Here is a 13,666-nt window from a genome sequence, read left to right on the forward strand (position 1 = left end):
ACATGACCATGACCACCGAGCTGGCCGACCCGAGCATCGACGCCAATGCCAAGGCGCTCAGCGTACGGAGACTGCGCCTCACCAACCACAAACTCCTGGCCGGACTGATCATCGGCGGCGCCATCCTGCTCTTCGGGCTGCTGGGCCCGCTGGTCTGCCAGGATCCGTCCCTGGTCAACGACATCGGGCTCACCCCGCCGAGCGCGGAGCACTGGCTCGGCACCACGCAGACCGGGCAGGACGTGCTGGCCCAGCTCGCCTACGGCACCCGGGGCTCGCTGGCCGTCGGCGCGGTGGTGGGCGTCCTGACCCTGCTGCTCTCCGCGTTCTTCGGCGTCGTCGGGACCTACGCCGGCGGCTGGGTCGACGAGGCGTTCTCGCTGTTCACCAACGTCGCGCTGGTCATCCCCGGCCTGCCGCTGGTGATCGTGATCTCCAGTTACGTCCCGGACAAGAGCATCTGGCTGGTCTCGCTGGTCCTGGCGATCACCAGCTGGGCCGGCTCGGCCCGGGTGCTGCGCGGCTACACGCTGAGCCTGCGCAACCGCGACTACGTGCTGGCCTCCCAGGTGGCCGGCGAGAAACGCTGGCGGATCCTGACCGTGGAGATCCTGCCCAACCTGATCCCGCTGCTCGCCTCCCAGGTGGTGTTCGCGGTCATCTTCGCGATCCTCGGCGAGGCCGGCCTGTCCTACCTGGGTCTCGGCGCGAGCGGCTCGTTCACCTGGGGCACCATGCTCTACTACGCGCAGAACGGCCTGGCCCTGCGGCTCGGCGCCTGGTGGTGGTTCGTGCCGCCGGGCCTGATGCTGGCGCTGTTCGGCGCCGCGCTCTCGCTGATCAACTTCTCGATCGACGAGATCATCAACCCGAAGCTGCGCCACCAGACCCGGTCCGCCCGGAAGAACTGGCGGATGTCGCGCGAGCAGCTGGACAAGGCGAAGGAGGCCACGCTGTGACGGTCCTGAGCATCGAGAACTTCAGCGTGGACTACCTGGTGGACCCGGTGGTGCACGCGGTCAGGAACGTCTCGCTGGAACTCGAGCGGGGCGAGGTGCTGGGCCTCGCCGGGGAGAGCGGGTGCGGCAAGAGCACGTTGGCGTACGGAATCATCCGTCTCCTGAAACCGCCAGCCATGATCACCTCGGGCCGGGCGGTGTTCCACTCCCGCGAGGGCTACGAGATCGACTGGAACGAGCTGCACGCGGAGGACCTGCGGGCGAACCGCTGGGAGAAGATCTCGATGGTCTTCCAGGGCGCGATGAACTCGCTCAACCCGGTGATCAGCATCCAGGACCAGTTCGAGGACGTCTTCACCACGCACCGGCCCGAGATGGGCAAGAAGGAGCGTCGCGAGCGCTGCGCCGAGCTGCTGGAACGCGTCGGGGTTGACCGGAAACGGCTCCGCTCCTACCCGCACGAGCTGTCCGGCGGGATGCGGCAGCGGGTGATCATCGCGATGGCGATGGCCCTCGAACCGCAGGTGATGATCATGGACGAGCCGACCACCGCGCTGGACGTGGTGGTGCAGCGGGAGATCCTCCGGGAGATCACCCGGCTGCGCGACGAGCTCGGCTTCGCGGTCATCTTCATCACCCACGACCTGCCGCTGCTGCTGGAGATCAGCGACCGGATCGCGGTGATGCGGCACGGCGAGATCGTCGAGCTGGGCGACGCCGTCGATCTGTACACGAATCCGCAACACGACTACACGAAACAGCTGCTGGCGTCCTTCCCCAGCCTGACCGGCGAGCGCGGCTCGTTCGTCCGCGGCGCGATGGACGACCACCTGCTGGCGCTGGACGCGGTCAAGGTCGGGGAGGAGAAGTCGTGACCGAGCTGGAGGTGCGCGGACTCGGCAAGGAGTACCGGTTGCGGGACGGGTGGCGCAGCAGCACGCTGCGGGCGGTCCACGACGTCAGCTTCACCCTCGACCACGGCCGGACGACCGCGCTGGTCGGGCAGAGCGGCAGCGGCAAGTCCACGGTCGCCAAGCTGTTGCTCCAGCTGGAACAGCCCACCACGGGCGAGATCCTGCTGGACGGCGAGCCGGTGGCGCGGCGCGGGGCCGGGCTGGCCGCCTACCGCCGTACCGTGCAGATGGTCTTTCAAGATCCGTTTGCCAGCCTCAACCCCTATCACCCGATCGGGCATCATCTGGCCCGGCCGATCCGGCTGCATCATCCGAGGATGAGCGAGGCGGACGTACAGAAAAGGGTCCTGGAACTGCTCGAAAGGGTCCGCCTGACGCCTGCGGACAACGTCGCGAAAAGGCGGCCGCACGAGCTTTCCGGCGGCCAGCGGCAACGCGTCGCGATCGCCCGCGCCCTCGCACCGGAGCCGGGCGTGCTGATCGCCGACGAGCCGGTGTCTATGCTCGACGTCTCGATCCGGCTCGGCGTGCTCAACCTGCTCGCCAGCCTGCAGCGCGAGGAGGACCTGGGCGTCCTCTACATCACCCACGACCTGGCCACCGCCCGGCACTTCTCCGACGAGATCCTGGTGATGTACCAGGGCGCCATCGTCGAGCGCGGGCCGGCCGACGACGTCATCCTCAACCCGCGGCACGAGGACACCAAGACGCTCGCCGAGGCCGCGCCGAACCCGGAACGGAGGATCGGGCAGCTGCGCTCACCATCGTGAATTTGTCCGGCGCGGCTACCGTGGTTCGTAACGTTCCCGCAGGCAGGAGTGTCGCAGTGGGCTTTGTCAAGCGGATGGTGCTGTCCATGGTGGCGTCGAGACTGGAGCGCCGGGCACAGCACAGCAGGAACCCGATGGTGCACAGCATGCTCCGAGAGGTGAACCACAAGCTCGGCCGGCACGGCGGTTACCCCTACGGTGGCTACCCGACTTATCACGCCGGCCCCGCCTATCACGGGCACTACCGGCACCACGGACATTACCGTCGCCGCTTCTGGTGACAACGGGGTTTACGTTGGGCGGGGTGATCGCTCATCCGGGACTCCGTTTCATCGACCACACCGTGACCGTGCCGCTCGACCACCGACGGCCGGACGGGCCGGGCATCGAGGTGTTCGCGCGGGAGGTGGTCGCCGCCGACCGGGCCGGCGACGACCTCCCCTGGCTGCTCTATCTGCAGGGCGGGCCGGGCGGCAAGGGCCCCCGGCCGCTGCGCGCGGAGGGGTGGATCGGGCACGCGGTGCGGACCCACCGGGTGCTGCTGCTCGACCAGCGCGGGACCGGGCGGAGCACGCCGGTGACCGCCCGTACCGTCCAGGGCCTGTCCGACCCGGACCTGGCGGCCTACCTGCGACATTTCCGGGTCGACAGCATCGTGGCGGACGCGGAGATCCTACGGGCGAAACTCGCCGGCGGCGCCCCGTGGGACACCCTCGGCCAGAGCTACGGCGGCTTCATCACGCTGAACTACCTGGTCAACGCCCCGCAGGGGCTGCGTACCTGCTATGTCACCGGTGGCCTGCCGGGCCTGGACGTGCACGCCGACGACGTCTACGCGATCACGTACCCGCTGGTCGCGGCCCGCAACGCGGAGTTCTACCGGGCTTTCCCTGAGGACCGGGCGCAGGTCCGGCGGATCGCCGACCACCTCGCCGAGCGGGACGTGCGGCTGCCCGACGGCGACCGGCTGACCGTCGGCCGGCTGCGGCTGCTCGGCAACATGTTCGGCGGCAGCACCGGGTACGCCCAGCTGCACTGGATCCTCGACGAGGCCTGGCACGGGACCGAGCTGTCCGACACGTTCCGCCACGAGGTGCTGCGGGCTACCGCGTTCGTCGACGTGCCGATCTTCGCGCTGCAGGAGTTCACCTTCGGTCAGGGCACGAAGCCGACCGCCTGGGCGGCCGACCGGGCGATCAAGAACCATCCGGAGTTCGCGGTCGACGCCGATCCGCTGCTGTTCACCGGCGAGATGATGTACCGCTGGATGTTCCGGGAGATCGCCTCGCTGCGGCCGTTCGCCGGGGCCGCCGACCTCCTCGCCGCGGCCGACGACTGGCCGATGCTCTACGACTCGGCGCGGCTGGCGGCCAACCAGGTGCCGGTCTACGCCGCGGTCTACGCGGACGACATGTATGTGCCGGCCGAGCTGTCGCTGCGGACCGCCGCCACCGTCGGCAACCTGCACACCTGGGTCACCGACGACTACCAGCACGACGCGCTGCGGGTCGCGGGCGAGGCGGTGCTGACCCGCTTGATGGGCATGGCCGCCGCGGGAGCACCCCGATGACGCCGCCGGCCCCCGCCAACACACCGCAGGCCTCGCCCGCCGCCTCGCCACCCCCGCCCGCCGCCTCGCCGCCCCCGCCTGTCGCGCCGCCGCCCCCGCCTGCCGCACCGCCGGCCCCGCCTGTCGCGCCGCCGGCCCCGCCTGCCGCACCGCCGCCCCCGCCTGCCGCGCCGCCGGTCCTGCCTGTTGCGCCGGCGGCCTCGCCGCTCCTGCCTGTTGCGCCGGCGGCCTCGCCGCTCCTGCCTGTTGCGCCGGCGGCCTCGCCGCTCCTGCCTGTCGCGCCGCCGGCCTCGGCCGTCGCGCCGCCGGTCCTGCCTGTCGCGCCGCCGGCCTCGCCCGTCGCGCCGCCGGCCTCGCCCGTCCTGCTGCCGGGATCCGCCGTGACGCCGCCGTCCGTTCCGCTGGGGAGAGCACGGCGCGAGGCTGGGCTGTGGGGGCTGCTCGCCCTGGTGGCGGTGGCCGCGGCGGCCGGTGGCGCCTTCGCCGCGCTCGACACCCGGCCGGCCGGGCCAGGCCCGCAGCCGCGTCCCGGACCGACCGAGATCATGATCCCGCGCCATGGGTCGCCGACCGAGATCCCCATGCCCACGGCCCGCACCCATGACCTGACCGCAGTGCCGGTCGCGACCCGTCTGCCCAGCTGACGGGCCGCTCCTGGGCGCGGTCCGCCGCTTTCCGGTACGCCCACCCCGCCCGCCGTCCCCGCCCGAGCGTGCGCCCCGCCGTGCGCTGCGCTCCGCCGTGCGTGCTCACGCGAGGCCGTCCCGCCCTGCGCAGTTGCGCGCGGTCCCGGGTCGCCGGCTGGGTGTGACGGGTGTTTCGGGGTGGTTGAGGCACCCGTGTGGCGCAGCCGGTGACGGTGAGGCGGGCTGCGGTGTGGGGTGCTGCGGCGGTGTGGTTGTCGGCTGGGCGTGACGGGTGTTTCGGGGTGGTTGAGGCACCCGTGTGGCGCAGCCGGTGACGGTGAGGCGGGCTGCGGTGTGGGGTGCTGCGGCGGTGTGGTTGTCGGCTGGGCGTGACGGGTGTTTCGGAGTGCTTGAGGCACCCGCGTGGCCCAGCCGGTGACCGTGAGCGGCGCTGCGGTCTGGGGTGCTGCGGTGGTGTGGTTGTCCGCTGGGTGTGACGGGTGTTTCGGGGTGCTTGAGGCACCCGTGTGGCGCAGCCGGTGACCGTGAGCCGCGCTGCGGTCTGGGGTGCTTCGGCCGTGCGGTTGCTGGCTGGGCGTGAGGGGTGTCTCGGCGGGGCTGAGGCACCCCTCGGGCACAGCCGGGATTGGCGGCGCGGGGCGGTCGTGCGGCGGGGCGGACTCGAGGGACTGCTTCGGGTACCGGGAAGGGCGTGCCGGAAGGGCGTGCCGGAAGGGCGTGCCGGAAGGGCGTGCCGGAAGGGCGTACCGGCAAGGGTGTGGCGGGAGGGGCGTACCGGGAAGGGGGTGGCGGGAGGGGAGCGGGCCGGCGGTGGGGCTGGGCCGATCAGCAGGTGATCTTGGGGTTGAGGGTGGCCAGTTCGCCGTTGGGGTTCTGCAGGTAGAGCCAGACGTGCAGGTCGTAGTGGACCGGCATGGGCGGGGCGCCGGGCGGCACGTGGTGGCCCTCCATCGGGCCGTCGAACGGGTGGCCGAAGAGGTTCGGGCGGTCGCGGTCGGTGTGCAGGTCGCCGTCGGCGTCCGGGTGGAAGTACTCCAGACCGGTGAGTTGCGGCTTGCCGTGCTTGTCGAGGGCGTAGAGCAGGATCGGCGGCTTGGCCGGGTCGATCCGGGTGGCACTGGTGCGGGCCGGGTTGGCGTAGTGCAGGCCCATGCCCGGCACGCAGTCCTCGGTCGGGAGGTAGCCGGCCTTGATCGCCTTGCGGACGTCGCGGAAGCGGTGGGTGGCGTCGATCAGGAGCTTGCGCTGGGCGTCGGTGAGGTGCTGCGGGCGGGGGCGGGGGCTCGCCGGGGCGCCCGTGGGTGGTTCGTGGCGCGGGGCTTCGCGGAGCGTGGCCTTCTCCGGGACCGCGCCGGCTGCCTCCGCCGGGGTCGCGGCGGTGGACAGGAGGCCCGCGACGGTGGCCGCCGCCGCGACACCCCGGACTAGCTGCGAAATCGTCATGACCCCAGGGTCCAGCGGAGATCGACTTGGTGAAGGGAGGGGCCGTCGCGCTCACTGAGTCGGGTGACGGCGGGGCGGGTGGGCTGCCCGAAGGGTGGGTGACGGGGGTCAGTGGAGGGGGAGGTCGGAGTGGTCGCCGGACGGGCGGGCGCCGAAGATACGGCGGTCGGCCTCGCTGATCCGGACGTCGTTGATGCTGGCCTCGCGGCGGCGCATCAGGCCGCTGCCGTCGAACTCCCACAGCTCGTTGCCGTAGCTGCGCCACCACTGCCCGGTGGCGTCGCGACATTCGTACTGGAAGCGGACCGCGATCCGGTCGTCGCCGAACGCCCACAGCGACTTGCGCAGCGCGTAGTCCTGCTCGCGCGCCCACTTGGCGGTGAGGAATTCGATGATCGCGGCCCGGCCGGTGACGAAGGTGTCCCGGTTCCGCCACACCGAGTCCTCGGTGTACGCCAGGGCGACCCGCTGCGGGTCGCGGGTGTTCCAGGCGTCCTCGGCGGCTTGGACCTTGGCGGCGGCGGTGGCGGCGGTGAACGGCGGCATGCTGGCTCCCGGGTGGAGAACGACGGTTCTCCGGTAGGGTAGAGAACCGTGGTTCTCGAAGTCAACGAGGCGCGCGACCGGGTCCTGGACGCCGCCGAGGAGCTGATCTACGCGCGCGGCATCCGCGCGGTCGGGATGGACGACGTCCGCACCCGGTCCGGGGTGGCGCTGAAACGGCTCTATGCGCTCTACCCGAGCAAGGACGCCCTGGTCGAGGCGGTCCTGGAGCGACGGGACGGCTGGTGGCGCGGGCGGCTGGCCGCCTTCGTCGAGCGGGTGGACGACCCGGTGGAGCGGGTGCTGGCGGTCTTCGACTGGCTCGGCGGGTGGTTCGCCGAGCCGGGCTTCCGCGGCTGCGCCTGGATCAACGCGTTCGGCGAGGCGGGCGCCACCTCGCCGGCCGTGGCGGCCCAGGTGGAGCGGCACAAGCGGGCCTTCGCCGGGCAGCTGGCCGGGTGGGTCGCCGCGGCCGGGCGGCCGCCGGAGCTGGCCGAGCAGCTCTTCCTGCTGGCCGAGGGCGCCATGGTGACGGCCGGCATCCGGGGCAGCGCCGAGCCGGCCAGCACCGCTCGGCAGGCAGCCGCGGCTTTGATGGTTTGAGCCTCAGCACCTGCTCTGATCGCGCGAAAGTCTTCCGCGAAGGTTCAACGATACGGTCGAGGTCATGACTGATCTTCTGGAGATGCTGCCGGTCCGGCCGCGGGTGCTGGCCCTCGGTGAGCCCACGCACGGCGAGGACGTGCTGCTGGAGGTGCGGAACGAGCTGTTCCGGCAGCTGGTCGAGGACGCCGGGTACCGGACGATCGCGCTGGAGAGCGACTGCCTGCGCGGGCTGCTCGTGGACGACCACGTGCGGACCGAGGCCGGCACGCTGGACGAGGTGATGGAGCACGGGTTCAGCCACGGGTTCGGCCGGTCGCCGGCCAACCGGGAGCTGGTCCGCTGGATGCGCGCGCACAACGAGCGGCGGCCGGCCGCCGAGCAGGTCCGGTTCGCCGGGTTCGACGGCCCGCTGGAGACCGCCTTCGCGGCGAGCCCCCGGCAGGCGCTCACCCGGCTGCACGCCCACCTGGCCGAGCGGGTCGACGCCGAGTTGCTGCCGTGCACCGCGGCGACGCTGGACGAGCTGCTCGGCGACGACGACCGGTGGACCGACCCGGCCGCCATGATGGACCCGGCGCGCTCGGTGGGGCGCACGCCCGAGGCGGTCCGGCTGCGGCTGCTCGCCGACGACCTGGTCGCCCTGCTGGACGCGACGCCCGGGGCGGACACCGAGCTCGCCCGGCTGCACGGGCGGACCGCCACCGGCCTGCTGCGCTACCACTACTGGTTCGCCGACTCCTCGCCGGGCCGGCTGCCCTGGGTGCTGTCCGTGCGGGCCGCGATGATGGCCGCCAACCTGCTGGCGCTCGCCGAGCGCGGACCGGTGCTGGCCTTCGCCAACAACGGTCACCTGCAGCGGCACCGGAGCGGCATGAACCTCGGCGGCCGGGAGGTGGCCTGGTGGAGCGCCGGGGCGATGGTCAGCGCCCGGCTCGGCACGGACTACGCCTTCGTCGCCACCGCGGTCGGCGCGATCCGGCACCGCGGGATCGACGTGCCGCCGCCGGACACCGTCGAGGGCATGCTCTACGCCGAGCCGGGCGACTGGCGCCTGGTCGACCCGCGCCGGCTCGGCGGCTCGCCGGTACCCCGGGTGTCGCCCTGGTTCGGCTACACCCCGCTCGACCCGGCGCACCTGACCGGCCACGACGCGATCGTCTTCGTCAGGGACGTGCCCGAGGGCGAGACGTGGTGGCCGGTGTGAGCCGCAGCGCGGTGGGTAGTAGTACGGCCGTTCGAACGATCGGATCGGAAGGTGAACGGCATGGCTGACAACCGGGTGAAGGATCCGCAGGACTGGACCACCGGGGACGAGCCGGCGACCGGGGCGCAGGAGTCGTACCTGAACACGCTGGCCACCGAGGCGCACGAGGACGTCCCGGACGACCTGACCAAGGCCGAGGCCTCCCAGCGCATTGACGAGTTGCAGGAGAAGACCGGCCGGGGCCGGTGACCCCGGAGGGGCGTCGCCCGATGGGGTGACGCCCTCCCGCCCCGGGGCCCGGATGCCCGAGACTGTGACCGCTGCGGGTTGCCTGACCGGGGGAGGGCCATGCGGTCATGACACAGACTTTTGAGTACGTCGCGGCGACCGATCTCGACGAGGTCCTGGCCGCGCTCGCCGACGGGCGTACGTCGGTGCTGGCCGGGGGACAGAGCCTGGTCCCCGAGCTGACCGCGCCGGACGCGCCGCCCCGCCGGGTGGTCGACATCAACCGGGTGGCCGGGTTCGACACCCTCGCCGAGGCGGACGGGTTCCTGCGGGTGGGGCCGCTGATCCGGCACCGGACGTTCGAGTCGGAGGCGGTCGGCGGCCCGCTGGGTGAGCTGCTGCGCGCGGTGGTGCGGCACATCGGGCATCCGCCGATCCGGGCTCGCGGCACGATGCTGGGCAGTCTCGCGTACGCCCATCCGGCCGCCGAGTGGCCCGCGGTGGCCGTGGCGCTCGGCGCGCAGCTGGTGCTGACCGGCCCGGCCGGGCGCCGGACCGTGCCGGCCGCGGAGTTCTTCACCGGGCCGTTCACCACCGCCCGCCGCCCGGAGGAGCTGCTCGCCGAGTGCCGGCTGCCGGTGCTGGCGCCGGGCACCGGGATCGGGTACGCCGAGGACCGGCGCACCACGGTCTTCCCGGAGGCGGCCGCGTTCGCCGCGGTGACGGTGGCCGCGGGACGGGTGACCGCGGCGGCGATCGGGCTGGTCAACGCCGGGCCGTGCCCGGTACGGGCGCGGACCGCGGAGCGAGCGCTGGTCGGGTCGGACTTCTCGGACGCGGCGATCGGGGCCGCGGCGGCGACCGCCGCCGACACGGACGCGGCGTTCGGCGCGGGGGCGGGGACGGCCGCCGACCTGGAGGTGGCCATCGGTTCCGGGCCGGCCGCCGGCCTGGGCACGGCGATCGGGTCCGGGGTGGTCGCGGCCACCGAGACCGTGCGGCGTCTCCGGCGGCAGGCGGTCCGGACCCTGACCCGCAGGGCGCTCTCGCAGGCCCGGGAACGGGCGGTGGCCAGGTGCGAGTGAGGCTCGCCGTGAACGGGCTGCACCGGGAACTGGACGTCGCGCCGCATCAAAGCCTGGCCGCTGTGCTGCGGGAACACCGCGGTGCCGGGGGACCCGGCTGCCCGGACGGCACCTGCGGCGGGTGCGAGGCGACGGTCGACGGCGAGGCGATCCGCACCTGCCTGATCCTGGCGGTGCAGTGCGACGGCGCGCGGGTGCTGGTGGCCGACGAGGAAGCGGCCGCCTGAGGAGCGGCCGGCGGTGAGAAAGGCGACGGTCGGTCAGGCGCGCAGATGGGACTGGAGGACCAGGGCCGCCGCGCCGGTCGCCGAAGCGGTCGCGGCGGCCAGCGAGACCGTCACCGTCACGTTCCGGTGCCAGGTGCGCGCGTCCGCGGTGGCCAGCCGCCGCATGATCGCCGGACCGTAGATCGCCGACGCCGCCGCGAAGCCCGGCCCGGTCAGCACGACCAGGTCGATGTCGAGCAGGTTGACCATCGACTCGGCGGCCGCCGCCACGTAGCGCGCGGAGGACTCCAGCAGCGACCGGCAGTGCGGCGCGCCGGCCCGCGCGGCCCGGGCGACCGCTCCGAACTCGGCGGCCACGCTGCGGATCGGCTGGCTCAGGTCGAGACCGGCCTCGGCCGCGGCGACCCGGTCCGAGCGGGCCGCGGTCACCACGGTCCGCGGGCCGGCCAGCACCTCCAGGCAGCCCCGGCTGCCGCACCAGCACTCCGGGCCGAACACCTCCAGGCAGAGGTGCCCGAACTCGCCGGCGCTGGCGTGGCTGCCGCGCATCGCCCGGCCCTCGACGACGATCCCGGCGCCGATCCCGCCGCCCATGTAGAGCGCCGCGAACGCCCGGTCCGGCCCGACCCGGGCCACCCAGTACTCGCCGACGGCGGCGGCGGTCGCGTCGTTCTCCACCAGCACCGGCCAGCCGGTCGCCGCGGAGAGCCGCCGGCCCAACTCGTCGCCGCGCAGCCCGCGCAGGTGCGGCAGCACGTCGTCGGAGGGCAGGCCGCCGCTGTGCGGGCCCGGCCAGACGATGCCGACGCCCAGGCAGCGGGCCGGGTCGACGCCGGAGCCGGCGAGCAGCACGTCGATGTCGGCGGCGAGCGCGGTCAGCACCGCGTCCGGGTCGTCGCCGAGCGGGGCCGGCCGGGCCAGCCGGGAGATGACACCCCCGGTCTGGCCGGTCAGCACGTACGTCGTGGCGTCCTCGTCCAGGTGCACGCCGACCGCCAGCCGGGCGGCCGGGTCGAGGCGCAGCAGGGTGCGCGGCTTGCCGCCGGTCGGGGTGCGCCCGGTCTCCACGACCAGGCCCTCCTCCAGCAGACGGCGGACCGTCATGGAGACCGCGGCCTCGGTGAGCCCGGTCATCCGGGCCAGCTCGACCCGGCTGAGCGGCTCGGAGGCGCGGATGGCGTCGAGGATGCTCTCCCGGGCGCCGGGGCGACGGCCCCGTCCGGGGCGTCCGGCCGGCGCGGTGGCGCCGACTGCTTCTCTCACTCGGTCACCTTCTCCGGGCCGGAATCCGCTGTGACGCGCACGAGAAGGACGCGATCAGGAAAGAGCACCGGGAGCCGGAGTCCGACGGTGCCGAGCGTGCGGCCGAACAGGTGAACCCCCTGGGGCGTGCACCAGGGTAACTCAGCGCCCCAGGCGGCGGCGTTACCGTCAGCTACGTCACCCGGCGGCTGCGGGCGCACGTGATAGGTCCGGTCCGGGTCGAGGCCGGGCAGGCCGACCGTGCCGGGTGGGTAGGACGCGCTGCTCGACGTGGCGATCATCGCGTAGAGGGCGTCCGATCGGTCCCGGGACACCACGCCGGTCAGGTGGAAGGCGGGATCCGCGAGATCCGCGTGCACCAGCGTCCCGGTGTGCAGCAGCTCGCGGAGGTCCTTGTACAGAGCCACCCATGCGGACAGGTCCGCGATCTCTCCCGGAGAGGCCCGGGTGAGGTCCCACTCGATGCCCAGGTGACCCCAGATCGCCGTCCCGGCGCGCATCGAGAGCGGCAACGAGCGGTGCGTGGTGTGACACAGCGGGGCCCCGATGTGCGACCCGATCAGTTCGAGAGGGATCAGCAGGCTGGTCCACCGTTGGATCATCACCCGCTCGTGCGCGTCGATGCAGTCCGACGCCCACACCCGGTCGGTCCGCTCCAGGATCTCCAGGTCGACCCGCCCGCCCCCGGACGAGCAGGACTCGATCTCCACCCCCGGGTGCCGGAGGCGCAGCTCGTCCAGCAGCCGGTAGACCGCCCGGGTCTGATCGTGCACGCCGGCCCGGCCGCTGCCCGGATGCCCGGCCTCGACCAGGTCCCGGTTGTGGTCCCACTTCAGGTAGGCGATGTCATATTCGGTCAGCAGCGCGTCGAGGCGGCCCAGGATGTAGGCGAACGCGTCCGGGTTGGCCAGATCAAGCACCTGCTGATGGCGGGCCGGCCGGGGGAGCCGTGCGCCGGTCGCCATGATCCAGTCGGGGTGCTTCCGCGCGAGGTCCGAGTCCGGGTTGATCATCTCGGGCTCGACCCAGAGGCCGAACTCCAGGCCCAGCCCGCGCACCACGTCGACCAGCGGGCCGAGCCCGTCCGGCCAGACCTCCGGCGAGACGAACCAGTCGCCCAGCCCGGAGGTGTCGTCGCGGCGCGAGCCGAACCAGCCGTCGTCCAGCACGAACCGCTCGGCGCCGATCGCCGCGGCCGCCTCGGCCAGCTCGGTGAGCCGGCCCAGGTCGTGGTCGAAGTAGACCGCCTCCCAGGTGTTCACCACCACCGGGCGGGGCGTTGCCGGGTGCTGCGGGCGGCCGCGCAGGTGCTGGTGGAAGCGGTCCGAGACACCGTCCAGCCCGGCGTCGCTGTACACCGCGTACAGCCACGGGGTCTGATAGGTCTCGCCCTCGCCGAGGCTCACCTCGCCGGGCAGCAGCAGCTCGCCGCCACCGAGCGCGGACCAGCCGTGATAGGTGCGCTCGGCGATCGAGCGGGCGCCCCCGGAGAAGGCGGTGTGCAGTGCCCAGACCTCCCCGGCGCGGTTACCGACATCGGACGTCCCGGCGCAAAGCAGGTAGGCCGAGTCGTAGCCGGTGCGGCCGGTGCGGTTCTCCCGGACCCGCAGGCCGTGCGTGAAGGCGGTCCGCTGCGGCTGCCGCTCGCGCAGGTGGTGCCCGGTGAAGTCGAGCAGCTCGGCGACCCGCTCGGGCACCGGAAGGAAGACCGTCAGATGTTCCAGCCAGTAGACGCCGGGCGCCGTGCTGGTCAGCGCCGCCCGCGTGCGCAGCACCCCGGCGGGGTGCAGTTCCAGATCGATCGCCAGGTCCAGGCCCGCTTCCGGATCGGTGGCCGTTATGCGTACGGTCCGAGCGTCCCGGTCGATCCCGGTGACCTGAAAAGCCGTGGCCCAGCCCCGCCCGTCCCGATGCCCGGCCAGCCCCGGCGTGCCCAGCCAGCCGGACGACTGCTCGGGCACCAGGGACACCCGCACCTCGCCGTCCACCGAGAAGCCGATCGGCTGCGGAGCGACCGCGGTCAGCAGGTCCGGTGTGATCTGCTCGTCGTCGAGCGCGGCGCCCCAGTGCGCCACCGACGGCAGCCCGGTGCCCCGGCAGTCGAGCACCAGGCTCACCCCGGCAGCGCTCAGGTGTAACAGAGAGGGGTCCACGGGTGTCTCCCTACCAGCGTTGACGGGCTTCGTTCAGTTGCTTAAGAATGTTAG

15 protein-coding genes are annotated in these 13,666 nt (G+C 73.0%); 11 read left to right on the forward strand and 4 right to left on the reverse strand.

Translation table 11 applies throughout. The features are described 5' to 3' along the window. Positions 1–2 precede the first annotated feature (2 nt). The 6 genes from BJY16_RS21955 to BJY16_RS48495 all read left to right on the forward strand — a co-directional run bounded on the left by BJY16_RS21955 (position 3) and on the right by BJY16_RS48495 (position 4,857). Positions 3–959 carry an ABC transporter permease gene (locus tag BJY16_RS21955; RefSeq protein ID WP_185041465.1) on the forward strand — a complete coding sequence of 319 codons (957 nt, stop codon included), beginning with the start codon at positions 3–5 and terminating at the stop codon, positions 957–959. Continuing rightward, positions 956–1,834 carry an ABC transporter ATP-binding protein gene (locus tag BJY16_RS21960; RefSeq protein WP_185041466.1) on the forward strand — a complete coding sequence of 293 codons (879 nt, stop codon included), beginning with the start codon at positions 956–958 and terminating at the stop codon, positions 1,832–1,834. The genes BJY16_RS21955 and BJY16_RS21960 overlap by 4 nt, the downstream gene beginning before the upstream one ends. Then, positions 1,831–2,643 (forward strand): ABC transporter ATP-binding protein, encoded by an 813-nt coding sequence (locus tag BJY16_RS21965; protein ID WP_185041467.1) that lies wholly within the window; start codon positions 1,831–1,833, stop codon positions 2,641–2,643. The genes BJY16_RS21960 and BJY16_RS21965 overlap by 4 nt, the downstream gene beginning before the upstream one ends. An 86-nt stretch (positions 2,644–2,729) precedes the next feature. Then, entirely contained in the window at positions 2,730–2,924 is a 195-nt protein-coding gene (locus BJY16_RS21970) for a hypothetical protein (protein WP_185041468.1), read from the forward strand. Between the two features lie 23 nt (positions 2,925–2,947). Further along, positions 2,948–4,213, forward strand: a complete 1,266-nt coding sequence (locus BJY16_RS21975) for an alpha/beta fold hydrolase (protein ID WP_185041469.1) — start codon at positions 2,948–2,950, stop codon at positions 4,211–4,213. Between the two features lie 380 nt (positions 4,214–4,593). After that, positions 4,594–4,857: a hypothetical protein gene (locus tag BJY16_RS48495; RefSeq protein WP_185041470.1), complete on the forward strand. Its 264-nt coding sequence runs from the start codon at positions 4,594–4,596 to the stop codon at positions 4,855–4,857. 828 nt (positions 4,858–5,685) lie between these two features. Here BJY16_RS48495 and BJY16_RS21985 read toward each other — a convergent pair. Beyond that, entirely contained in the window at positions 5,686–6,303 is a 618-nt protein-coding gene (locus BJY16_RS21985) for a hypothetical protein (RefSeq protein WP_221502019.1), read from the reverse strand. Between the two features lie 108 nt (positions 6,304–6,411). After that, the gene (locus tag BJY16_RS21990; protein ID WP_185041471.1) at positions 6,412–6,849 is read right to left on the reverse strand and encodes a nuclear transport factor 2 family protein; all 438 of its coding nucleotides are present in this window, start codon (positions 6,847–6,849) and stop codon (positions 6,412–6,414) included. A 48-nt stretch (positions 6,850–6,897) separates the two neighbouring features. Here BJY16_RS21990 and BJY16_RS21995 point away from each other — a divergent pair, with 48 nt between their 5' ends. From BJY16_RS21995 to BJY16_RS22015, 5 genes are all read left to right on the forward strand, one after another. Further along, positions 6,898–7,449, forward strand: coding sequence for a TetR/AcrR family transcriptional regulator (locus BJY16_RS21995; RefSeq protein ID WP_185041472.1), 552 nt, complete (start codon positions 6,898–6,900; stop codon positions 7,447–7,449). Positions 7,450–7,513: 64 nt separating this feature from the next. Then, the gene (locus tag BJY16_RS22000) at positions 7,514–8,656 is read left to right on the forward strand and encodes an erythromycin esterase family protein (protein WP_185041473.1); all 1,143 of its coding nucleotides are present in this window, start codon (positions 7,514–7,516) and stop codon (positions 8,654–8,656) included. Between the two features lie 60 nt (positions 8,657–8,716). Continuing rightward, complete coding sequence (locus tag BJY16_RS22005; protein WP_185041474.1) at positions 8,717–8,905, forward strand: DUF3072 domain-containing protein; 189 nt, start codon at positions 8,717–8,719, stop codon at positions 8,903–8,905. Positions 8,906–9,012: 107 nt separating this feature from the next. Continuing rightward, positions 9,013–9,969 carry an FAD binding domain-containing protein gene (locus BJY16_RS22010; protein WP_185041475.1) on the forward strand — a complete coding sequence of 319 codons (957 nt, stop codon included), beginning with the start codon at positions 9,013–9,015 and terminating at the stop codon, positions 9,967–9,969. Continuing rightward, on the forward strand, positions 9,960–10,196 hold the full coding sequence (locus BJY16_RS22015; RefSeq protein WP_185041476.1) for a 2Fe-2S iron-sulfur cluster-binding protein: 237 nt from the start codon (positions 9,960–9,962) through the stop codon (positions 10,194–10,196). The genes BJY16_RS22010 and BJY16_RS22015 overlap by 10 nt, the downstream gene beginning before the upstream one ends. A 33-nt stretch (positions 10,197–10,229) precedes the next feature. Here the strand turns inward: BJY16_RS22015 and BJY16_RS22020 are convergent, their stop codons facing one another. Together BJY16_RS22020 and BJY16_RS22025 are read right to left on the reverse strand one after the other, a co-directional pair. After that, positions 10,230–11,459, reverse strand: coding sequence for an ROK family transcriptional regulator (locus BJY16_RS22020; RefSeq protein ID WP_185041477.1), 1,230 nt, complete (start codon positions 11,457–11,459; stop codon positions 10,230–10,232). Further along, the gene (locus tag BJY16_RS22025) at positions 11,456–13,612 is read right to left on the reverse strand and encodes an alpha-galactosidase (protein ID WP_185041478.1); all 2,157 of its coding nucleotides are present in this window, start codon (positions 13,610–13,612) and stop codon (positions 11,456–11,458) included. The genes BJY16_RS22020 and BJY16_RS22025 overlap by 4 nt, the downstream gene beginning before the upstream one ends. Positions 13,613–13,666: the final 54 nt, after the last annotated feature.

It is taken from the genome of Actinoplanes octamycinicus (genome assembly GCF_014205225.1).
Lineage (GTDB): Bacteria > Actinomycetota > Actinomycetes > Mycobacteriales > Micromonosporaceae > Actinoplanes > Actinoplanes octamycinicus.

Excerpts from the sequence above, each read along its gene's own strand:
- BJY16_RS21970 (WP_185041468.1), top strand. The coding sequence starts at position 2,730 with ATGGTGGCGTCGAGACTGGAGCGCCGGGCACAGCACAGCAGGAACCCG.
- BJY16_RS21985 (WP_221502019.1), bottom strand. The coding sequence starts at position 6,303 with ATGACGATTTCGCAGCTAGTCCGGGGTGTCGCGGCGGCGGCCACCGTC.
- BJY16_RS22005 (WP_185041474.1), top strand. The coding sequence starts at position 8,717 with ATGGCTGACAACCGGGTGAAGGATCCGCAGGACTGGACCACCGGGGAC.
- BJY16_RS22010 (WP_185041475.1), top strand. The coding sequence starts at position 9,013 with ATGACACAGACTTTTGAGTACGTCGCGGCGACCGATCTCGACGAGGTC.
- BJY16_RS21955 (WP_185041465.1), top strand. The coding sequence starts at position 3 with ATGACCATGACCACCGAGCTGGCCGACCCGAGCATCGACGCCAATGCC.
- BJY16_RS21990 (WP_185041471.1), bottom strand. The coding sequence starts at position 6,849 with ATGCCGCCGTTCACCGCCGCCACCGCCGCCGCCAAGGTCCAAGCCGCC.
- BJY16_RS22000 (WP_185041473.1), top strand. The coding sequence starts at position 7,514 with ATGACTGATCTTCTGGAGATGCTGCCGGTCCGGCCGCGGGTGCTGGCC.